Source organism: Burkholderia sp. ABCPW 111 (assembly GCF_000773065.1).
GTDB lineage: Bacteria > Pseudomonadota > Gammaproteobacteria > Burkholderiales > Burkholderiaceae > Burkholderia > Burkholderia savannae.
The window spans coordinates 21,553-42,091 of record NZ_JPWT01000091.1 but is presented as its reverse complement, the minus strand read 5'-3'; the positions used below and the strand labels follow the sequence as shown (position 1 = coordinate 42,091).

Below are 20,539 nucleotides of genomic sequence, written 5' to 3'. Positions count from 1 at the left end.
ACCATCGACCATCGACCATCGACCATCGACCATCGACCATCGACCATCGACCATCGACCATCGACCATCGACCATCGACCATCGACCATCGACCGCCGACCGCCGACCGCCGACCGCATCACGCCCCGAAACCCTCGAAACCTCGCACGGGGCCAGACCGGGCACGGGCGGGCGATATGCTAAAATCGCCGAGTTTCCCTCTTCGGCTTCACCTTCCCGCATGCCGCTATCCGAGCCCGTATCCCGTCAGTTGCGCCATCGCCGCGCAATTCGAGCGGAAGCCTACGAGCGTGCCGACGGCTTGTGGGACATCGAAGCCTGCCTGACCGATCACAAGCCGCGCGACGTCGCGCTCGCGTCTGGCGCCAGGCCGAACGGCCTGCCGATTCACGAGCTCTGGCTGCGCGTCACGATCGATCGCGAACTCAATATCGTCGACGTCGACGCGTCGTCCGACTGGGTACCCTATCCCGGTCAATGCGAATCCGCCCAATCCGCCTACCGCGTCCTCATCGGGCTCAACCTCTTCCGCCATTTCCGTCGCGACGTCTCCCGGCTGCTGTCGGGCGTCGCCGGCTGCTCGCACCTGACCGAGCTGTGCGCGGTGTTGCCGACGGCCGCGATCCAGGCGTTCGCGGGCGACGTATGGGACGTGCGCGAGCAATTGGGCGGCCAGACGGACGGGCGAGGCCAGCCGGCCGCGGAGCCGCCGTTCCAGCTCGGCCGTTGTCACGCGCTGCGGTTCGACGGAGAAGCGGTTCGGCAGTTCTATCCGCGTTGGTACGGCGCGAGCCGCCCCGCGCGCGAGGGCTCGGACGGTGCGAAGGAATGAGGGCGAACGCTTGAATCGTCAGAAGAAGCGATCGTCAATCGACTTTTTTTAGCCAACTCACAGACTGAAGGAATCACGCATGAAGATTCACGAGTACCAGGGTAAGGAAATCCTGCGGAAATTCGGAGTCGCGGTACCGCGCGGCAAGCCGGCGTTCTCGGTGGACGAGGCCGTCAAGGTGGCGGAAGAGCTGGGCGGCCCGGTCTGGGTCGTCAAGGCCCAGATTCATGCGGGCGGCCGCGGCAAGGGCGGCGGCGTGAAGGTCGCGAAGTCGCTCGAGCAAGTGCGCGAGTACGCGAACCAGATCCTCGGCATGCAGCTGAAGACGCACCAGACCGGTCCGGAAGGCCAGAAGGTCAACCGTCTGCTGATCGAAGAAGGCGCGGACATCAAGAAGGAACTGTATGTCGGCATCGTGATCGACCGCGTGTCGCAGAAGGTCGTCGTGATGGCGTCGAGCGAAGGCGGCATGGACATCGAGGAAGTCGCGGAAAAGACGCCGGAAGCGATCCACAAGGTCGCCGTCGAGCCGTCGCTGGGCCTGCAGGACGCCGAAGCCGACGATCTCGCGAAGAAGATCGGCGTGCCGGACGCGTCGCTTGCGCAAGCGCGCGAAATCCTGAAGGGCCTGTACAAGTCGTTCTGGGAAACGGACGCGTCGCTCGCCGAAATCAACCCGCTCGTGCTGACGGGCGACGGCAAGGTGATCGCGCTCGACGCGAAGTTCAACTTCGATTCGAACGCGCTGTTCCGTCATCCGGAAATCGTCGCGTACCGCGATCTGGACGAGGAAGATCCGGCTGAAATCGAGGCGTCGAAGTTCGATCTCGCGTACATCTCGCTCGACGGCAACATCGGCTGCCTCGTGAACGGCGCGGGCCTCGCGATGGCGACGATGGACACGATCAAGCTGTTCGGCGGCGAGCCGGCTAACTTCCTCGACGTGGGCGGCGGCGCGACGACCGAGAAGGTCACCGAAGCGTTCAAGCTGATGCTGAAGAACCCGGGCCTGAAGGCGATCCTCGTGAACATTTTCGGCGGCATCATGCGCTGCGACGTGATCGCGGAAGGCGTGATCGCGGGCTCGAAGGCCGTGAACCTGAACGTGCCGCTCGTCGTGCGCATGAAGGGCACGAACGAAGACCTCGGCAAGAAGATGCTTGCGGAATCCGGCCTGCCGATCATCTCGGCGGACAGCATGGAAGAAGCGGCGCAGAAGGTCGTCGCCGCGGCTGCGGGCAAGTAACGAGCCGCCCGCACCTGGCGCCGCGCGCCAGGCCCCCAAGCGGGGCGGGAGGATTCGGGGCAGCCCGGCGTTTTCCCGAGCGCAACATTGAACACGCATGGCGGCGCGGTTTTCTCGCGACGCCGATCGAACAGAGGTCATTACATGTCGATTCTGATCAACAAAGACACGAAGGTCATCACGCAGGGCATCACCGGCAAGACCGGCCAGTTCCACACGCGCGCCTGCCGTGAATACGCAAACGGCCGCGAAGCGTTCGTCGCGGGCGTGAACCCGAAGAAGGCCGGCGAGGATTTCGAAGGCATTCCGATCTACGCGAGCGTCAAGGAAGCGAAGGAAGAAACCGGCGCGACCGTGTCGGTCATTTACGTTCCGCCGGCGGGCGCCGCGGCTGCGATCTGGGAAGCGGTCGAAGCCGATCTCGATCTCGCGATCTGCATCACGGAAGGCATCCCCGTGCGCGACATGATCGAAGTGAAGGACCGCATGCGCCGCGAAGGCCGCAAGACGCTGCTGCTCGGGCCGAACTGCCCGGGCACGATCACGCCGGACGAACTGAAGATCGGCATCATGCCGGGTCACATCCACCGCAAGGGCCGCATCGGCGTCGTGTCGCGTTCGGGCACGCTGACGTATGAAGCCGTGGCGCAGCTCACCGCGCTCGGTCTCGGCCAGTCGTCGGCGGTCGGTATCGGCGGCGATCCGATCAACGGCCTGAAGCACATCGACGTGATGAAGATGTTCAACGACGATCCGGATACGGACGCGGTCGTGATGATCGGCGAAATCGGCGGTCCGGACGAAGCGAACGCCGCGCAGTGGATCAAGGACAACATGAAGAAGCCGGTCGTCGGCTTCATCGCGGGCGTCACGGCGCCTCCGGGCAAGCGCATGGGCCACGCCGGCGCGCTGATCTCGGGCGGCGCGGATACGGCCGAAGCGAAGCTGGAAATCATGGAAGCGTGCGGCATCACGGTTACGCGCAATCCGTCGGAGATGGGCCGCCTGCTGAAGGCAGCGCTGTAAGCATCGGTTTCATCGCCACGAAAAACGCCGGCTTAGCCGGCGTTTTTTGTTATGCTCGCGCAATCGTTCCGTAAGCCTTGCGCCGGGCCGCCCGGCGCGGGCGGAACGCATGCCGGCCCCACTTCCTTCGCTTCGCTCTCATGTTCGAATTCTTCGCCTCGCTCCATTGGGGCGCCGTCGCGCAAATCGTCGTCATCGACATCCTGCTCGGCGGCGACAACGCGGTCGTGATCGCGCTCGCCTGCCGCAACCTGCCCGCGCAACAGCGCGTGCGCGGCGTGCTGTGGGGGACGGCGGGCGCGATCGTGCTGCGCGTGGTGCTGATCGCGTTCGCGGTGCTGCTGCTCGACGTGCCGCTCCTGAAGTTCGCGGGCGGCGTGCTGCTGCTGTGGATCGGCGTGCGGCTGATGGCGCCCGCCGACGACGCGCACGACAGCATCAAGCCCGCCGACAGGCTGTGGGACGCGGTGAAGACAATCGTGATCGCCGACGCGGTGATGAGCCTCGACAACGTGATCGCGATCGCCGGCGCGGCCGAACAGGCGGACCCGGGCCATCGGATCGCGCTCGTGATCTTCGGCCTGCTCGTGAGCATTCCGATCATCGTCTGGGGCAGCACGCTCGTCCTCAAGCTGCTCGATCGGTTCCCGATCTTCATCACGCTCGGCGCGGCGCTGCTCGGCTGGATCGCCGGCGGCCTGATGGTCAACGATCCGGCGGGCGACCGCTGGCCGCTCCTCGACACGCCCGCCGCGATCTACGGCGCGAGCGTCGCGGGCGCGCTCTTCGTCGTGATCGCCGGCTACGCGCTGAAGAAGCGGCGCGCGGCATCGGGCGCGGCGGGCTCCCGCTGACCGACGCACGCGTTTCGCGGCGTCGGCCGTCCGGCCGACTGCCCGCGTCGCCGGCCGCTGGCTACGATCGACACGCCTGCCTCATCCGGCAGGCGTGTTTCGTTTTCGGAGCCTGTCATGAGCGAAGTTCTTTCCGTTTTATCGTCGTTTTCGGCGCTTTCACTGCCGCGCGTGGGCGGCGTGCGCGCGCTGCGCCGGATGTGGCGCGCATCGAGGCTCGCGGCGGGGCGTGGCCGCGGCTTCACGTTGATCGAATTGATGATCGTGCTTGCGATCGTCGGTGTCGTCGCGGCGTACGCGATTCCCGCGTATCAGGATTACCTCGCGCGCAGCCGGGTCGGCGAGGGGCTCGCGCTCGCGGCGTCCGCGCGGCTCGCGGTCGCGGAGAATGCGGCGAGCGGCGGCGGTTTCGCGGGCGGCTACGTGTCGCCGCCGGGCACGCGCAACGTCGAATCGATTCGCGTCGACGACGACACCGGGCAGATCGTGGTCGCATTCACGACGCGCGTCGCGGCGGCGGGCGCGAATACGCTCGTGCTCGTGCCGTCGGCGCCGGACCGGGCGGACACGCCGACGGCGCGCGTCGCGCTGTCGAAGGGCGTCGTCCAGGCGGGCGCGATCACGTGGGAGTGCTTTGTCGACGGCAAGGCGTCGTCGTCGCTTCCCGCGCCGGGCGCCGGGCCGATGCCGACCGACGCGCCGACCCTGGCCGGCAAGCTCGCGCCGCCGGAGTGTCGCGCGTGAAGGGCGGCGGCGGGCGGCGGCGAAGCGCCGGAAGGGCACGGCGGGGTGCGTAGCGAGGGGACGGGGCGAGCGATGGGCGGGGGCCGCGCCGGACGTCGCGGGCATTGGCCGACAAACGGGCCATTGCCGCGGCACCGCATTGGTGCGTGACGCGATGACGAGGTGCGACCGGTGCGCCGGGCCCGCACAGCGGGAGGTTTTTTTTGTATAGTGCGCCGGTTGCTGACACCCGGTTCGCTCATGCCTTCCTCTTTTCTGCGTTCTTTGTCGCTGATCGCGCTTGCAGTCGCCCTGATCCTGCCGTATGCGGTCACGAACCACACGTATCCGATCCCGACCTTCTATTCCGAATTCGCCGCGTTCGCGCTGTATTGGGTGCTCGGCGCGACCGTCGTCCTGCTCGTGAAAGCCGAGCGCACCGCGCAGCCTTTCGCGGCGCCGTTGGCGCTCGTCGCGCCGCTCGGGTTCGGCGCGGTGCTGCTCGCGCAGGTCGCGCTGCTGCCGCTGCGTCAACCGTCGATGAACTGGCTCGCGGTGGGCTATTTGCTCGGCGCGCTCGTCGCGATGCAATCGGGCTACGCGCTCGCGCGCGCGAACATGGCCGACATGGTCGCGCGAATGATCGCGGGCGCGACCATCGTCGGCGGCATCTTCGCCGTCGCCAGCCAGCTCGTGCAGCTGTTCCATCTGGAGCCGACGTTCTCGCCGTTCGTCGTGTCGTACGGCGTGAGCGTCGACCGCAGGCCGTACGGCAACATGGCGCAGGCGAATCACCTCGCGACCTACATCGCGTTCGCGCTCGCAGGGGCACTCTATCTCGTGCAGACGCGCCGGATGCCAGCGCTCGCGTGGGCGGCGCTGTCGGTGTTCCTGTCCGTCGGGCTCGCGCTCACCGTGTCGCGCGGGCCGTGGCTGCAGGTGGGCGTGATGGTCGTCGCCGGCTTCTGGATGGCATTCGCGCAGGGCCGGCGCGATCCGGCAGCAAGCCGGGCGCGCGCGTGGGCGATTCCGATCGTGCTCGGCGCGTTGTTCGTCGCGGTCAACGTCGCGGTGCGCTGGGTGAACGTGCACTACCACCTCGGCCTTGCCGAATCGGCCGCCGACCGCATGCGCGACGCCGGCCAGATCGCGCCGCGCCTCGCGCTCTGGAAATACGGCCTCACGATGTTCCGCGAGCATCCGCTGCTCGGCGTCGGTTGGGGCGAGTTCCCGATTCACCAGTTCGAGCTCGTGCGCAAGCTGGGCGGCGTCGAGATCGCGAACAACTCGCACGACATCTTCATCGATCTGCTCGCGAAGTCCGGCTTGCTCGGCATCGGCGTGCTGGTGGTCGCGCTCGTCGCGTGGTTCGTACGCGCGCTGCGCGTGCCGCACACGGAGAGCCGCGTGTTCGGCTTCGCGCTCGTCGGCATTCTGCTGATGCACGCGCTGGTCGAATATCCGCAGCAGTACACGTTCTTCCTGCTGCCCGTGATGTTCGTGATCGGCCTGCTCGAGACGAAGCCGCTGCGCGTGCTGCCGGGCCGCGCCGCGTTCGCGTTGTTCGCGGCGCTGTCCGTGGCGGGCCTCGTATCGCTGTATCCGGTGCTGCGCGATTACCAGCGCGCGGAAGTGCTGTACTACGGCACGAATCCGGCCGAGCAGTACCGCGAAAATCCGTCGCTCCTGTTCGGCGCATGGGGCGATTACGGCGCGGCGACGCTGCTCGCGATCTCGCGCGACAACCTGCCGGCGAAGCTCGCCGCGCACGAACGCGCGATCGCGCTGCTGCCGGGCGAAACCGTGCTGCGCCGCTACGCGGTGTTGCAGGCGCTCGACGGCCGTGAGGCCGACGCGCTCGACACGGTCGAGCGGCTGCGCGTGTTCGCGGAAGAACTGCACGACTGGCCGGTGCAGCTCGCCGCGCTGTACAAGCTGCTCGACGATCAGCCGTCGCTGAAGTCGTTCAAGGCGGCGCTCGTCGCGACGTACGGCACGCCTGCTTCGACCGTATCGGCAGACGATGAGGAAGACGACAGCGACGATTGATATCGAAGCGCTCGGCGCTTCGGGGCCGGAACCCGCCGCAGGCCGTGAAACCGCCGCTTCTTGCGGCGGTTTTTTATTGGACGGCGCGAAGACAGAGGGGCGCGATTGCGTGATGCGGCACCGGCAACGCGTGACGCGCGATGCGCGGCGGCGCGCTCCGCCGGCTCGTCACGCGCGCGAAACGGTGAGCGCCGCGGCGCCGATGCAGCGAATCGCATCGCGCGCGACGCATGAGCCGGCATCGCTTTGCCGACGTGCATCGTTGGAGTTGGCCGCCGTCGCGAGAATTCGCGACGACGAGAAATCGGCGCGGCGGGCACCCCGAGAGACCGCGCGCAACACGCCAGTCATCCGCCGCGTGCGGGCGATGACGTCAAGCAGTGTCAAATCGCGCCGCATTCGTTCGCGACGAACCGGGATGAACGGATGCGCGCCGCGTCGTTCGGGTATCCTTTGGCGCGGTGTTCACCGACTGGAACGATTTCTTGCCCTGAGAGGAAGCCCATGAAAACGCGTACTCATCGTATTGCCGCCGCCGGTATCCTGGTTGCCAGCATCGTGTCATTGCCGACCGCGCACGCGCAGCTCGGCGATCTACTCAAGCAAGGCGGCGACGCCGGTAACGGCGCGGGCGGCATCGCCGGCGCGCTCGGCAATCTCGGCGGCGCGGGCGGAGCGGCATCGGCAGGCTCGCTGCTCACGCCCGGCAGTACCGGCAACGTCGCGGGCCTGTTGCAGTTCTGCATCAAGAACAACTATCTCGGCGACGGCGGCGCTTCGTCGGTGAAGGACGCGCTGATGGGCAAACTCGGCGGCGGCGTCACGTCGGACAGCAGCTACGCGAGCGGCGCGAACGGCATTCTCGACGCCGGCAACGGCCGCACGCTCGACCTGAGCGGCGGACAGAACTTCAAGCAGCAGTTGACGAAGCAGGTTTGCGACAAGGTGCTGTCGCAGGCGAAGTCGCTGTTGTAAGCGGGACGCCGGCGCCGCGCCGCCGGTGCGGACGACGGGCGATCGGCGTGCGGCTGATGCGCGGACCAAGCGCAATCGAAACGCAATCGAAGCGCGCTGCGCATGCGATGCGCGTCGCGCCGGCGTGCGGCATGGCGCGCGTCGCCCGAAGTCGGGCGCCGGTGCGCAAGAAGAACGGAAAGCCAGAACAAGAATCGGGGTGCGCAATCGCACGGCGGTCGCCATGCGGGCGCCGTCGGTTCGCGCGACGGACGCTGCAGATTGACCAGAACGAACATGAAGACCAAGACGACGTACCTGACGCTTCCTCTTGCCGCATCGCTGCTCGCCGGCTGCGCAGCGCTCGCGCCGCGCGATGCGGCGAAGCTCGAATGCACGATGCCCGTCGCGGTGTATCCGGACAGCGCGAAGCCGCTCGAGCGCCGGGCGACCGCGCGATGATCACGGCATCGGGCAATGCGGAGAACGTCGCGGTGACGACGAGCAGCCGGAACGCGGCGGCGGATCGCGCGGCCGTCGACGCGATGTCGAAGGTCGAATGCACGCAGACGCCCGCGCGCGGCGGCGAACGGTATCCGTTTACGCTGACGCGGCCGTTCGTCTTCGAGCCGGCGGCGAAGACGGCTCGGTGATGCGGATCGCAAACGTCTGTGGGAAAGGCGGCGAGCGCGCGATATCGTTCCAACTCGAAGCCGCTGTCGGCCGCGACGCGCTCAACGAAGTTGCATGACCCACGCCGGGATTCGACGGTGCGTTGCTCATGTGCTTGCGCAGACGAGATCGATGGCGTCACGCACCCGCTTCGCCGGCCTTCCAATCCCCCGACTTCCCGCCGCGCTTTTCCGTCACGCTCACGTCGGTGATCGTCATTCCCCGGTCGACGGCCTTGCACATGTCGTAGACCGTCAGGAGCCCGACCTGCACCGCGGTCAGCGCTTCCATCTCGACGCCGGTGCGTCCGAGCGTCTCGACTTGCGCGGTGCAGCGCACGCCGGGCAGCGCGTCGTCGAATTCGAAGTCGACCGCGACGCGCGTCAGCGCGAGCGGGTGGCAGAGCGGAATCAGATCGGCCGTGCGCTTCGCGCCCTGGATCGCCGCGATCCGCGCGACGCCGAGCACGTCGCCTTTCTTCGCGCGTCCTTCGCGGATCAGCGCGAGCGTGTCGGGCAGCATCCGGATCGCGCCGCGCGCCACCGCGATGCGCTTGGTCTCCTGCTTGTCGCCGACATCGACCATGTGCGCGTGGCCGGCGGCGTCGAAGTGTGTGAATCCAGACATGTCTTGCTCCGTTAGAGGGCGCCTATCATAGCAGCGCGGCCTGTCGGCCGGCCCGGCCAATCCGACCGCCCCGACCGCCCCGATCGAACCGATCGAACCGATCGAACCGATCGAACCGATCGAACCGATCGAACCGATCGAACCGATCGAACCGACCGAGCCGACCGAGCCGACCGAGCCGACCGAGCCGACCGAGCCGACCGAGCCGACCGAGCCGACCGAGCCGACCGAACCGACCGAACCGACCGAACCGACCGAACCGACCGAACCGACCGAACCGACCGAACCGACCGAACCGATCGAACCGATCGAACCGATCGATCCAACCACGTCAACCGCTTCAACAGGTGCCGGCGTCGCGAGCATGGCGCCCGCGCGCCGTTACAATGACGCAGCTCCATCGAACAATTACGCCACGGCCGCTCAGATCCTTGCCCATGCGCGTCAAATCGTCGTTTGCCGTCTTGCTGTCCGCGGCGCTCGCCCTGCCGCCCGGCGGCCACGCGCAGCCGCGGGCCGATGCGCCGCCGCTCGAATCCGCGCCTGCCGCCGGCATCGTCGACGCCGCGCCGCTCGCGCGTGACGCGATCTCGACCGTGCCGTCGGGCATCGCGCCCGGCGTGTTCGGCACTTATGGCGGCGCGCAAAGCCGGCTCGCCGATCCGGCGTCGGGCACGCCCAGTTTGCGCGCGCCGCTTCGCTCGTTGCAACTGCCGGATCTCGGCGACGGCTCGGGCGGCTCGCTGACGCCGCAGGCGGAGCGCCGTCTCGGCGAGCGCGTGATGCGCGAAGTGCGGCGCGATCCCGACTATCTCGACGACTGGCTCGTGCGCGACTACCTGAATTCGGTTGCGGCGAAGCTGTCGGCGGCCGCCGCCGCGCAGTTCATCGGCGGCTACATGCCCGATTTCGATCTGTTCGCGATGCGCGATCCGCAGATCAACGCGTTCTCGCTGCCGGGCGGCTTCATCGGCATCAACAGCGGGCTCGTCGCGACGACGCAGACCGAATCCGAGCTCGCGTCGGTGATCGGCCACGAGATGGGGCACGTGCTGCAGCGGCACATCGCGCGGATGATCGGCGCAAGCGAGAAGAGCGGCTACGCGGCGCTCGCAACGATGCTGTTCGGCGTGCTCGCGGGCATTCTCGCGCGCAGCGGCGATCTCGGCAGTGCGATCGCGTTGGGCGGTCAGGCGTTCGCCGTCGACAGCCAACTGCGCTTTTCGCGCTCGGCCGAGCGCGAGGCGGACCGCGTCGGCTTTCAATTGCTCGCGGGCGCCGGCTACGATCCGTACGGGATGCCCGGCTTCTTCGAGCGGCTCGAGCGCGCGTCGTTGGGCGACGCGGGCGTGCCGGCGTACGCGCGCACGCACCCGCTGACGGGCGAGCGGATCGCCGACATGGACGATCGCGCGCGACGCGCGCCATACAAGCAGCCGCGTCAATCGCCGGAATACGGCTTCGTGCGCGCGCGCCTGCGGATGCTGCAGAACCGCTCGCCGACCGATTACGCGAACGAGGCGCGGCGGATGCGCGCGGAGCTCGACGACAGGATCGCGCCGAACGTCGCGGCGAACTGGTACGGGATCGCGCTCGGCGAGATGCTCGGCGGCCGCTACGACGACGCGGACCGCGCGCTCGCCGCGGCGCGCGACGTGTTCGCGCGCACGGCGGCCAGCGAGGGCGATTCGGCGCGCAATTCGCCGAGCCTCGACGTGCTCGCGGCCGAGATCGCGCGCCGAGCGGGCCGCACCGACGACGCGGTGCGGCTCGCCGCCGCCGCGCGCGAGCGCTGGCCGGGCTCGCACGCGGCGATCGCCGCGCACCTGCAGACGCTGCTCGCCGCGCGCCGCTACGCGCAGGCGCAAACGCTCGCGCAGTCCGAGGCGAGCACCGATCCCGGCCAGCCGGACTGGTGGAGCTTTCTCGCGCAGGCGAGCCTGGGCAACGGCGACGCGGTCGCGCAGCGACGCGCGCTCGCGGAGAAGTTCGCGCTCGAAGGCGCATGGCCGTCGGCGATCCGGCAGCTGCGCGAGGCGCGCGACCTCAAGTCGGCGAGCTTCTACGAGCAGTCGATCATCAGCGCGCGGCTGCACGAGCTCGAGGCGCGCTACAAGGAAGAGCGGGAAGACGACAAGGACAACCGGCGCGGGTGACGCGCGGCGCGACGCCGCGATCGTCGCGGGCGACGTGCCGGCCCGCGCGGCTCGTCACGCTGCCGGCCGACGAATGTCCTGATGGAATCCGGACGAATCGAACGGCATGAACGGCATATGCGGCGCGAACGGCATGCGCGGCGCGAACGGCGCGAACGAAGCGGCCAAGCGCCGCGCGCAGTTCGCCTGCCGCTGACGCACATGCAGCGTGCGGCTGTCCGCGGCCCGCGTCAGCCATCCGCCGTCCACCGTCCGCGTCAGCCTGCCCGCGTCAGCCCTCCGGCCGTTCGGCCGCGCGCGCGGCCGGACTCGCGACGAACCGGAACCGCTGGGCGACGTCGTCGCGCCGGATCGGCTCGAGCGGCAGGTCGACGCCGCCGCCGAGATGCAACACGCCGTGCGCGCCGTCGTCGTCGAGGTCGGCGTGATCGGCGAAGAGCCCCAGATCGTGATCGTGCAGCGCGGCGACGCGCGGCGGCACCGACGCGTCGGCGAACAGCACGCCGCCCGCGTCGTCGAGCCACGCGCGCGCCGGCTCGAACGCGCGGCCCGTGTGGTCGGTGAGCGCGACGCGCGCCGGAGCGTCGCGATCCGCCGCGAGCCTGACGATCCACGGCGTGTACGCGAGCTCGACGTACACGCGCTGCGGCCCGTTCTGGAAGAACCATTGCCCTTCGTCGTCGCGCTCGTAGTTGCGGGCGATGAACTCGACGAGCGCCGGGTGCCGGACGGGCGAGCCGAGCGCGCCCGCCGCCTGCGCGGCGTCGTCGCGCATCCGCCAGCCGCCGCGACGGTCGAGCAGCAGCCATCCGGTGCAGTGCGGGACGTTCGGCCACTTGGCGAGCGCCTGTTTGACGATGTCATCCATGATCGGTGAACCGTGAGCAGAATTCGAAGACGCGCGCCGGGAGCCAGTCGATGCGCCCGGGGAACGGGCCCGTCATGAAGCCCGCGTGGCCGCCGTGCTCGGGCTGGTCGAGCACGACCGCGCGCGACACGTCGCGCGGGCCGGGCAGCGCCGACGCCGGCAGGAACGGATCGTTGCGCGCGTTGAGGATCAGCGTCGGCACGTCGATCGCCGCGAGGAGCGGGCGCGTCGTCGCCTGCGTCCAGTAGTCGTTCGCGTCGACGAAGCCGTGCAGCGGCGCGGTGACGATGTCGTCGAAGTCGTGCATCGTGCGCGCGGCGAGCATCGCGTCCTTGTCGAAGAGCCCGGGGTATTGCTCGAGCTTCAGGAGCGCCTTGAGCTTCAGCGTCTTCAGGAAGCTGCGCGTGTAGACCATCGAGAAGCCTTGCGACAGCGCGCGCCCGCCCGCGTGGACGTCGAGCGGCGCCGAGATCGCCGCGGCCGCCGCGACGAACGAGGCGCCGCCGCGCCGCTCGCCGAGCCAGCGCAGCAGCACGTTGCCGCCAAGCGACACGCCGACCGCGACGAGCGGCCCGCGGTGGCTTGTCGCGAGCCGTGCCAGTATCCAGTCGACTTCGGCGCTGTCGGCGAGGTGATAGAAGCGCGGCATCCGGTTCATCTCGCCGCTGCAGCTGCGGAAATGCGGGACGACGCCGTGCCAGCCGCGCGCGCGGGCGGCCGCCATCACCACGCGCGCGTAATGCGAATCGGAGCTGCCTTCGAGGCCGTGGAACAGCACGACGAGCGGCGCGTTCGGCTCGGGCGCGGCGCCCGCCGGATGCGCGAGCCAGTCGACATCGATGAAGTCGCCGTCCGGCGTGTCCCAGCGCTCGCGCCGGTACGGAATATCGGGACGGCGCGCGAGGAGCGCGGGGACGATCGTCTGCGCGTGGCTCGTCGGCAGCCAAAGCGGCGCGCGATAGAAGGACGAGGCTGCCGGGCGGGCGGTCTCGTCGGCAGCGGGAAGGGGGGGTAGCGCGGTGCTCATCGCTGCGAACGCCTCTCGCTCAGTGGAGCGGCCCCTGCGCGTGGCGGATCTTCGCGGCGAACTGGGCCGCCGTCTGCTCGGGGATCGGGCTCGCGTGGATGTGGGCGATCCGCCATTCGCCGCGCTCGTGGATCATCACGTAGGTCGTGAACACCATCTGCGGCTCGGCCGTGAGATCGGCCTGCTGGTGCGCTTCCGCGACCGTGTAGACGACGGTGCCGAGGCTGTCGTAGACGCGGATGTCGAGCGGCTCGATCGTCACGGGCTGCGTCGACATGCGCTCGCCGAACCCGCTTCGGATCTGCTCGAGGCCGTGCAGGTGCGTGCCGTCCGACCAGATGCAGCTGGCGAAGTCCTCGTCGATCCAGAGGACCATCAGCGCGTCGAGGTTGGCGTCGGCGACTGCCTGGTAGTACGCGTTCAGCGTGTCGGCGGCGGCTTCGAAGAGGCGGGCAAAACGTGGCATCGGGTCTATCTCTCGCGCGCGGCGCGCGCCGTTTCATCAAGGCGGCCCGTGCATCGGCAGGGCCGCCCGCTTAGCGGTGAGTCGGGTGCGGGGTGCGCGCCGCGCGACGGGCGGCCTTGCGGCCGCGGGCGTCAGCGCTGTCCGACGAGCATCCCGCGCAAATCGCCGAACACCTGCTCCGGGCTCAGCTCGCGCAGGCACTTCAGGTGGCCGAGCGGGCATTCGCGTTCGAAGCAGGGACTGCATTCGAGATGCAGCCATTGTACCTTTGCCAGCTCCGACAGCGGCGGGGTATGACGCGGATCGGTCGACCCGTAGAGCGCGACGAGCGGCCGGCGCAGCGCCGCCGCGACGTGCATCAGCCCGGAATCGTTCGTGACGACCGCGTTCGCCCGCGCGATCAGCGCGCACGCCTCGGTGAGCGACGTCTGGCCGCAGAGATTGCGCACGTTCGGCGCGCGCTCGGCGATCGCCTGCGCGGCGGCGGCGTCCTTCGGCGAGCCGAGCGCGACGATCTGCGTGTAGGGAAACGACTGGCTCACGCTTTGCGCGAGCGCGGCGAAATGCTCGGGCGGCCAGCGCTTCGCGGGGCCGTATTCGGCGCCCGGGCAGAACACGACGAGCGGCTTGCGCGTGTCGAGATTGAAGCGCGCGGATACGCGCGCCGTCTCGTTCAAGTCCGCTTCGAGCCTAGGCGGCGGCAGCGCGTTGAACGACTCGGGCAGCTTCGCGCCGGGCGCATATGCAAGCGTTGCGTAATGTTGGGCCATCGGCGGGCGCTCGTCGCGCGCCTTGCTCGGGTTTGCGTGGCGCACGTTGAGGAGCGCGTAGCGATGCTCGCCCGTGTAGCCGACCCGCAGCGGGATGCCCGCGAGCCACGGGATGAGCGCGGACTTCAGCGAGTTCGGCAGCACGTACGCGGCGTCGTAGCCGAGCTCGCGCAGATCGCTCGCGAGCTGCCAGCGGCGCAGCATCTGCAGCTTGCCGTGCGCGAGGTCGGTTGCATGGACATCGTGAATCTCGGGCATCCGCTCGAGCACGGGCGCGACCCACGCCGGGGCCACGGCGTCGATGACGATGCGGGGATGCAGCTTCCTCAGCAGCGCGAAAAGCGGCTGCGCCATCAATGCGTCACCGATCCAGTTCGGTGCGATAACCAACGCTCGACGCATCAGGGGGATTTCCGATGTCGTAATAAAGCGCGACGCTCATGCGCCGCGCTCGGGTTGCTGGGGAGGGGCGGCGGCGCGTGCCGGTCGGCCGGTGCGCGCCGCGTCGGGCGGTGAAACCGCCGCGCGCTCAATGGTGGCCGCGGAGGACTTCGCCGTCGCGCAGCTTGTAGCGTGTGCCGCAGTACGGGCAGCGCGCCTCGCCGTGCGAGACGTCGATGAACACGCGCGGATGCGCGCTCCAGCGCGGCATCGCCGGGTTCGGGCAGTAGGCGGGCAGATCCTTGGCCGTCAGTTCGATGAGCGGCATTTCCTTGATTTCACTCATGGGGCTTTCTCGTTATGGCGATGGCGAGGCGCGCGCGCCCGGCGACGGGCGCGCCGCGCGTTCAGATTTTGGTGAGCCAGTCCGCGTGCTTCGCGCTCTTGCCGTTCACGACGTCGAAGAACGCGCTTTGCAGCTTCTCGGTGATCGGGCCGCGCGCGCCGTTGCCGATCGTGCGGTTGTCGAGCTCGCGGATCGGCGTGACTTCGGCCGCGGTGCCGGTGAAGAACGCCTCGTCGGCCGTGTAGACTTCGTCGCGCGTGATGCGCTTCTCGATCACTTCGATGCCGGCTTCCTTCGCGAGCGTGATGACCGTGTCGCGCGTGATGCCGTCGAGGCACGACGCGAGATCGGGCGTGTACAGCTTGCCGCGGTTCACGAGGAAGAAGTTTTCGCCGGAGCCTTCGGACACGTAGCCGTCGACGTCGAGGAGGAGCGCCTCGTCGTAGCCGTCGGCCGTCGCTTCCTGGTTCGCGAGGATCGAGTTCACGTACCAGCCCGACGCCTTCGCGCGCACCATCGCCACGTTCACGTGATGGCGGGTGAACGACGACGTCTTCACGCGGATGCCCTTCGCGAGGCCTTCCTCGCCGAGGTACGCGCCCCACGGCCAGGCCGCGATCGCGACGTGGATCGTGTTGCCCTTCGCCGACACGCCGAGCTTCTCCGAGCCGATCCAGATGATCGGGCGCAGGTAGCACGACTCGAGCTTGTTCTCGCGGACGACGTCGCGCTGCGCGGCCTCGAGCGTTTCCTGGTCGAACGGCACGTCCATCTGGAAGATCTTCGCCGAGTTCAGCAGGCGCTTCGTGTGCTCCTTCAGGCGGAAGATCGCCGTGCCGCCGTCGGCCGTCTTGTATGCGCGCACGCCCTCGAAGACGCCCATGCCGTAGTGCAGCGTGTGGGTCAGCACGTGGATCTTGGCGTCGCGCCATTCGATCAGCTTGCCGTCCATCCAAATCTTGCCGTCGCGATCGGCCATTGACATAGGTCTTCTCCTAGTGGATGCGGGGATGCGCAGAAAGCGCGCGCGGCGGCTCGAAACGGCGGCGCGTCGCAAAGACGCTCATTTTAGCGTTTTTGTGCGGGCAACGGTCGGTACGGCGGGGTCCGGCGCTATAATCGACGCGCAACCTGCGTGAAAAAATAACGGGCGGCGGCGGCGCGACGCGCGCGAGCGGCCCGGCTTTTCGCCTTCGCGGCGCCTCCCCGATGCTCGCTCGCCTTTCCGCCACCGACCGCTTCGCCCTCGCCCAGGGTTTCCGCGATTTTTCCCCGACGCTGATGGCGATCCTGTCGTGGGGGCTCGTCACCGGCATCGCGATGAGCAAATCGGTGCTGTCGACGGGGCAGGCGGTCGGCATGTCGATTTTCGTCTACGCGGGCTCGTCGCAGCTCGCGGTGCTGCCGCTCTTCGCCGCGAAGCTGCCGGTCTGGACGATCCTCCTCACGGCCGCGATGGTCAACATGCGGTTCGTGATCTTCAGCGCGGGGCTCGCGCCCCATTTCTCGTACCTGCCGCTGTGGCGGCGCCTCGCGATCGGCTATTTCAACGGCGACGTGATTTATCTGCTGTTCCAGAAGCAGGGCTTCGCGACGGGCCAGGTGCCCGGCAAGGAAGCGTACTTCTGGGGCATGGCGCTCACGAGCTGGCTTGCGTGGCAGGCGTCGTCGCTCGTCGGCATCGCGCTCGCGAGCGCGTTTCCCGACAGCTGGGGGCTCGCGCTCGCCGGCACGCTCGCGCTGATCCCGATCATGGTGTCGGCGATCTCGAACCGATCGACGCTCGCGGCCGTCGCGGTCGCCGGCGTCGTGTCGCTCGTCGCGTTCGAGCTGCCGTACCGGCTCGCGCTGCCGCTCGCGGTGGTCGCGGCGCTCGCGGCGGGCAGCGTCGCCGACTGGTTCGTCGAGCGCGCCGACTGGCGGCGCATCCGCGCGGCCGGCCGCGCGACGCACACGGAGGACGCCGAATGAGCGACTGGCAGATCTGGCTCGCGATCGCGGGGATGACGCTCGTCACCGCGATCACGCGCGCGCTCTTTCTCGTCGGCGGCGAGCGCACCGTGCTGCCCGAGCGCGCGCAGCGCTCGCTGCGCTATGCGCCTGCCGCCGCGCTCGTCGCGGTTGTCCTGCCCGACGTGCTGGAGACGCCCGCGGGCCTCTCGTTCGCGCTGTCGAACCACGATTTCTATGCGGCGGCGGCCGGCCTCGCGTGGTTCCTGTGGCGGCGCAGCATGCTCGGCACGATCGTCGTCGGGATGCTCGTGTTCACCGCGCTGCGCATCCTGTTCTGACGTGCGCCGCCGCGCGCGCCGCGCCCGGCTCGAAGGCGCGACCCAACGGCGCACGTCGCCTCCGGATCGCAGCAATTCGCCGCCTCGCGGGGCAGCGCGCGGGGCGGATCGGCTAGAATGACCCCTTCCGGAATTTTTTCGCGCGCGCGCCGCGCGGGCCTTGCCGTGCGAAGCCGGCGGGCCGCGCCTGGCGCCGGCGAGGCAGCCCGCGCGCGTCGAACCGCTTTCCTTCATCAACCTTCATCAGTCCCATGAGCCAAGTAAAGCGTCTTACCGACCTGATCGCCGAAGGCAAGCTCTCCGGCAAACGCGTGTTCATCCGCGCCGATCTGAACGTGCCGCAGGACGATCACGGCAACATCACCGAAGACACGCGCATCCGCGCGTCGGTGCCCGCGATCCAGGCGGCGCTCGACGCGGGCGCGGCCGTGATGGTCACGTCGCACCTCGGCCGCCCGACGGAAGGCGAGTTCAAGCCCGAGGATTCGCTCGCGCCCGTCGCGAAGCGCCTGGCCGAGCTGCTCGGCCGCGACGTGCCGCTCGTCGCGAACTGGGTCGAGAACGGCGTCGAAGTCGCGCCGGGCCAGGTCGTGCTGCTCGAGAACTGCCGCGTGAACAAGGGCGAGAAGAAGAATTCGGACGAGCTCGCGCAGAAGATGGCGAAGCTCTGCGACGTCTACGTGAACGACGCGTTCGGCACCGCGCACCGCGCGGAAGCGACCACGCACGGCATCGCGAAGTACGCGGGCGTCGCGTGCGCGGGCCCGCTGCTCGCGGCCGAGCTCGACGCGCTCGGCAAGGCGCTCGGCAACCCGAAGCGCCCGCTGGTGGCGATCGTCGCCGGCTCGAAGGTGTCGACGAAGCTGACGATCCTGAAATCGCTCGCGGAGAAGGTCGATCAGCTGATCGTCGGCGGCGGCATCGCGAACACGTTCATGCTCGCGGCGGGCCTGCCGATCGGCAAGTCGCTCGCGGAGGCCGATCTCGTCGGCGAGGCGAAGGCGATCATCGACGAAGCGAGGAAGCGCGGCGCATCGGTGCCGATTCCGACCGACGTCGTCGTCGCGAAGGAGTTCTCGCCGACGGCCGCGGCCACGGTGAAGAAGGTGGCCGACATCGAGGCGGACGACATGATCCTCGACATCGGGCCGGATACCGCGAAGGCGCTCGCCGGTCAGCTCGAGAAGGCGGGCACGATCGTCTGGAACGGCCCCGTCGGCGTGTTCGAGTTCGACCAGTTCGGCAACGGCACGAAGACGCTCGCCGACGCGATCGCGAACTCGGCCGCGTTCTCGATCGCGGGCGGCGGCGACACGCTCGCCGCGATCGCGAAGTACGGCATTCACGACAAGGTCAGCTACATCTCCACGGGCGGCGGCGCGTTCCTCGAATTCCTCGAGGGCAAGAAACTGCCCGCCGTCGAAGTGCTGGAAACGCGCGCGTAAGCGCGCAAGCCGGCGCGCCGCGCGCGCGTGTCTTTGCCGCGTGCGGCGCGCAGTGCTGACGGGCGGCGGGCCGCGCCGGCCGCCCGCGCACGCCGGCGGGCACGCGCGTTGCGCGCCGTCGGCGCGGCGGCCCGGGTCGGGCCGCCGGGCGGGCCGCCCGACGCGGGCCCGCCGAACCCGAAACAACGATGCGGCGCCGGCCGTCAACGCCGGCGATCGCGGACAAAGCGACGCCGGGCGCATGCACCGGCGCGCGTTCCGGAGCGGCGGCGGCTGGGCCGCGCGGCTCCGGCTCTCGCGGCGGTACTTCCAGCGCTTTCACTCAGTCAGACGAGGAGATTCATGCATCGCGCCACCAAGATAGTCGCCACGATCGGTCCGGCATCCAGCTCGCCGGAGGTCCTGTTGCAGATGATGCACGCGGGTCTCGACGTCGTGCGGCTCAATTTCTCGCACGGCTCCGCCGACGATCACCGCGAGCGCGCCGAGATGGTTCGCGAGGCCGCGCGCCGGGTCGGCCGGGAAATCGCGATCATGGCGGACTTGCAGGGGCCGAAGATTCGCGTCGGCAAGTTCGAGGGGGGCAAGACGACGCTCGCGCCCGGCCAGCCGTTCATCCTCGACGCGACGTGCGAGCTCGGCAACGACGAGCGGGTCGGCCTCGACTACAAGGATCTGCCGCGCGACCTGAAGCCGGGCGACGTGCTGCTGCTGAACGACGGCCTCATCGTGCTGAAGGTCGACCGCGTGCTCGGCGACGAGATCCACACGACCGTCAAGGTGGGCGGCGACCTGTCGAACAACAAGGGCATCAACCGGCAGGGCGGCGGGCTGTCGGCGCCCGCGCTGACCGCGAAGGACATGGAGGACATCCGCACGGCGATGTCGCTCGGCGCGGATCTCGTCGCCGTGTCGTTCCCGAAGAACGCGACCGACATGGAGATGGCGCGCCAGCTCGCGAACATCGCGGGCGCGCCTTACGGCATCAAGCCGAAAATGATCGCGAAGATCGAGCGCGCGGAGGCGATTCCGGCGCTGCAGGAGATTCTCGACGCGTCGGACGGCATCATGGTCGCGCGCGGCGATCTGGCGGTCGAGGTCGGCAACGCGGCCGTGCCCGCGCTGCAGAAGCGGATGATCCGGATGGCGCGCGAATCGAACAAGCTCGTGATCACCGCGACGCAGATGATGGAATCGATGATCCACGCGCCCGTGCCGACGCGCGCGGAGGTGTCGGACGTCGCGAACGCGGTGCTCGACGGCACCGACGCGGTGATGCTGTCCGCCGAAACGGCGACGGGCAAGTATCCGGCCGTCACGATCGAGGCGATGGCGGCCGTCTGCGTCGAGGCGGAGAAGTCCGAGCACGTCGAACTCGACAAGGACTTTCTCGACCGCACGTTTACGCGGATCGACCAGTCGATCGCGATGGGCGCACTCTTCACCGCATACCACCTCGGCGCGAAGGCGATCGTCGCGCTGACCGAATCGGGTGCGACGGCGCTCTGGATGTCGCGCCACTACACGCACGTGCCGATCTTCGCGCTGACGCCGCGAGTCGGCAGCGAGCGCGCGATGGCGCTGTTCCGCAACGTGACGCCGCTGCACGTCGACTTCAACAGCGACCGCGATTCCGCGCTGCAGCAGGCGCTCGAGCTGATCGTGCGGCGCGGCTACGTCGCGCACGGCGACATGGTCGTGCTGACGGTCGGCGAGCCGATGGGGCAGGCGGGCGGCACGAACACGCTGAAGATCGTGCGCGTCGGCGAACACTACTGAGGGCGCAATCCTGCGCGAGCGGGATGT

The 20,539-nt window shown here is 69.0% G+C and carries 20 protein-coding genes and 2 pseudogenes; 13 read left to right on the top strand and 9 right to left on the bottom strand.

Going from position 1 to position 20,539, the window contains the following annotated elements:
- Nucleotides 1-82: pseudogene (locus X946_RS36910) on the bottom strand (YXWGXW repeat-containing protein); the annotation flags it as partial.
- Between the two features lie 138 nt (nt 83-220).
- Between X946_RS36910 and X946_RS21470 the strand changes: the two are divergent.
- The 6 genes from X946_RS21470 (at nt 221) to X946_RS21445 (ending at nt 6,730) form a co-directional block, all read left to right on the top strand.
- Nucleotides 221-832 (top strand): DUF2889 domain-containing protein, encoded by a 612-nt coding sequence (locus X946_RS21470; protein ID WP_038751708.1) that lies wholly within the window; start codon nt 221-223, stop codon nt 830-832.
- Between the two features lie 64 nt (nt 833-896).
- Complete coding sequence (sucC, locus tag X946_RS21465) at nt 897-2,078, top strand: ADP-forming succinate--CoA ligase subunit beta (RefSeq protein ID WP_268811010.1); 1,182 nt, start codon at nt 897-899, stop codon at nt 2,076-2,078.
- Nucleotides 2,079-2,222: 144 nt separating this feature from the next.
- Complete coding sequence (sucD, locus tag X946_RS21460) at nt 2,223-3,104, top strand: succinate--CoA ligase subunit alpha (RefSeq protein ID WP_038713009.1); 882 nt, start codon at nt 2,223-2,225, stop codon at nt 3,102-3,104.
- A gap of 140 nt (nt 3,105-3,244) precedes the next feature.
- On the top strand, nt 3,245-3,958 hold the full coding sequence (locus tag X946_RS21455; RefSeq protein WP_038751703.1) for a TerC family protein: 714 nt from the start codon (nt 3,245-3,247) through the stop codon (nt 3,956-3,958).
- 198 nt (nt 3,959-4,156) lie between these two features.
- On the top strand, nt 4,157-4,702 hold the full coding sequence (gene pilA, locus X946_RS21450; protein ID WP_081989928.1) for a type IV pilus assembly protein PilA: 546 nt from the start codon (nt 4,157-4,159) through the stop codon (nt 4,700-4,702).
- 240 nt (nt 4,703-4,942) lie between these two features.
- Nucleotides 4,943-6,730 carry a PglL family O-oligosaccharyltransferase gene (locus X946_RS21445; RefSeq protein ID WP_038751698.1) on the top strand — a complete coding sequence of 596 codons (1,788 nt, stop codon included), beginning with the start codon at nt 4,943-4,945 and terminating at the stop codon, nt 6,728-6,730.
- A 168-nt stretch (nt 6,731-6,898) separates the two neighbouring features.
- On the opposite strand, the gene X946_RS21440 is transcribed toward X946_RS21445, so the two are convergent.
- Complete coding sequence (locus tag X946_RS21440; protein WP_038751695.1) at nt 6,899-7,129, bottom strand: hypothetical protein; 231 nt, start codon at nt 7,127-7,129, stop codon at nt 6,899-6,901.
- Nucleotides 7,130-7,234: 105 nt separating this feature from the next.
- On the opposite strand from X946_RS21440, the gene X946_RS21435 reads away from it, so the two are divergent.
- Complete coding sequence (locus X946_RS21435) at nt 7,235-7,705, top strand: DUF2501 domain-containing protein (protein ID WP_038751692.1); 471 nt, start codon at nt 7,235-7,237, stop codon at nt 7,703-7,705.
- A gap of 276 nt (nt 7,706-7,981) precedes the next feature.
- Nucleotides 7,982-8,337 (top strand): annotated as a pseudogene (locus X946_RS21430) (TonB family protein).
- A 157-nt stretch (nt 8,338-8,494) separates the two neighbouring features.
- Here X946_RS21430 and moaC read toward each other — a convergent pair.
- The gene (moaC, locus tag X946_RS36370; protein WP_038751717.1) at nt 8,495-8,983 is read right to left on the bottom strand and encodes a cyclic pyranopterin monophosphate synthase MoaC; all 489 of its coding nucleotides are present in this window, start codon (nt 8,981-8,983) and stop codon (nt 8,495-8,497) included.
- Between the two features lie 437 nt (nt 8,984-9,420).
- Between moaC and X946_RS21420 the strand changes: the two genes are divergently transcribed.
- Nucleotides 9,421-11,139: a M48 family metalloprotease gene (locus tag X946_RS21420; protein WP_038751689.1), complete on the top strand. Its 1,719-nt coding sequence runs from the start codon at nt 9,421-9,423 to the stop codon at nt 11,137-11,139.
- Nucleotides 11,140-11,410: 271 nt separating this feature from the next.
- Here X946_RS21420 and X946_RS21415 read toward each other — a convergent pair whose 3' ends face one another.
- The 6 genes from X946_RS21415 to X946_RS21390 form a co-directional block, all read right to left on the bottom strand.
- The gene (locus X946_RS21415; RefSeq protein WP_038751687.1) at nt 11,411-12,007 is read right to left on the bottom strand and encodes a DUF2946 family protein; all 597 of its coding nucleotides are present in this window, start codon (nt 12,005-12,007) and stop codon (nt 11,411-11,413) included.
- Nucleotides 12,000-13,034 carry a hydrolase gene (locus tag X946_RS21410; protein ID WP_038751684.1) on the bottom strand — a complete coding sequence of 345 codons (1,035 nt, stop codon included), beginning with the start codon at nt 13,032-13,034 and terminating at the stop codon, nt 12,000-12,002. The genes X946_RS21415 and X946_RS21410 overlap by 8 nt, the downstream gene beginning before the upstream one ends.
- A gap of 19 nt (nt 13,035-13,053) precedes the next feature.
- Nucleotides 13,054-13,500, bottom strand: coding sequence for a nuclear transport factor 2 family protein (locus X946_RS21405; protein WP_038751681.1), 447 nt, complete (start codon nt 13,498-13,500; stop codon nt 13,054-13,056).
- Nucleotides 13,501-13,631: 131 nt separating this feature from the next.
- Complete coding sequence (waaF, locus tag X946_RS21400; RefSeq protein WP_038751679.1) at nt 13,632-14,672, bottom strand: lipopolysaccharide heptosyltransferase II; 1,041 nt, start codon at nt 14,670-14,672, stop codon at nt 13,632-13,634.
- A gap of 127 nt (nt 14,673-14,799) precedes the next feature.
- Nucleotides 14,800-14,997 (bottom strand): zinc-finger domain-containing protein, encoded by a 198-nt coding sequence (locus tag X946_RS21395; RefSeq protein WP_004197553.1) that lies wholly within the window; start codon nt 14,995-14,997, stop codon nt 14,800-14,802.
- Between the two features lie 61 nt (nt 14,998-15,058).
- Nucleotides 15,059-15,982 carry a branched-chain amino acid transaminase gene (locus X946_RS21390; protein WP_038751676.1) on the bottom strand — a complete coding sequence of 308 codons (924 nt, stop codon included), beginning with the start codon at nt 15,980-15,982 and terminating at the stop codon, nt 15,059-15,061.
- A 224-nt stretch (nt 15,983-16,206) separates the two neighbouring features.
- Between X946_RS21390 and X946_RS21385 the strand changes: the two genes are divergently transcribed.
- From X946_RS21385 to pyk, 4 genes are all read left to right on the top strand, one after another.
- Nucleotides 16,207-16,968 carry an AzlC family ABC transporter permease gene (locus tag X946_RS21385; protein WP_038751675.1) on the top strand — a complete coding sequence of 254 codons (762 nt, stop codon included), beginning with the start codon at nt 16,207-16,209 and terminating at the stop codon, nt 16,966-16,968.
- Nucleotides 16,965-17,288 (top strand): AzlD domain-containing protein, encoded by a 324-nt coding sequence (locus X946_RS21380; protein ID WP_038751672.1) that lies wholly within the window; start codon nt 16,965-16,967, stop codon nt 17,286-17,288. The genes X946_RS21385 and X946_RS21380 overlap by 4 nt, the downstream gene beginning before the upstream one ends.
- A gap of 251 nt (nt 17,289-17,539) precedes the next feature.
- Nucleotides 17,540-18,733 carry a phosphoglycerate kinase gene (locus X946_RS21375; protein ID WP_038751670.1) on the top strand — a complete coding sequence of 398 codons (1,194 nt, stop codon included), beginning with the start codon at nt 17,540-17,542 and terminating at the stop codon, nt 18,731-18,733.
- Nucleotides 18,734-19,075: 342 nt separating this feature from the next.
- On the top strand, nt 19,076-20,512 hold the full coding sequence (gene pyk, locus X946_RS21370; RefSeq protein WP_038751667.1) for a pyruvate kinase: 1,437 nt from the start codon (nt 19,076-19,078) through the stop codon (nt 20,510-20,512).
- Nucleotides 20,513-20,539 lie beyond the last annotated feature (27 nt).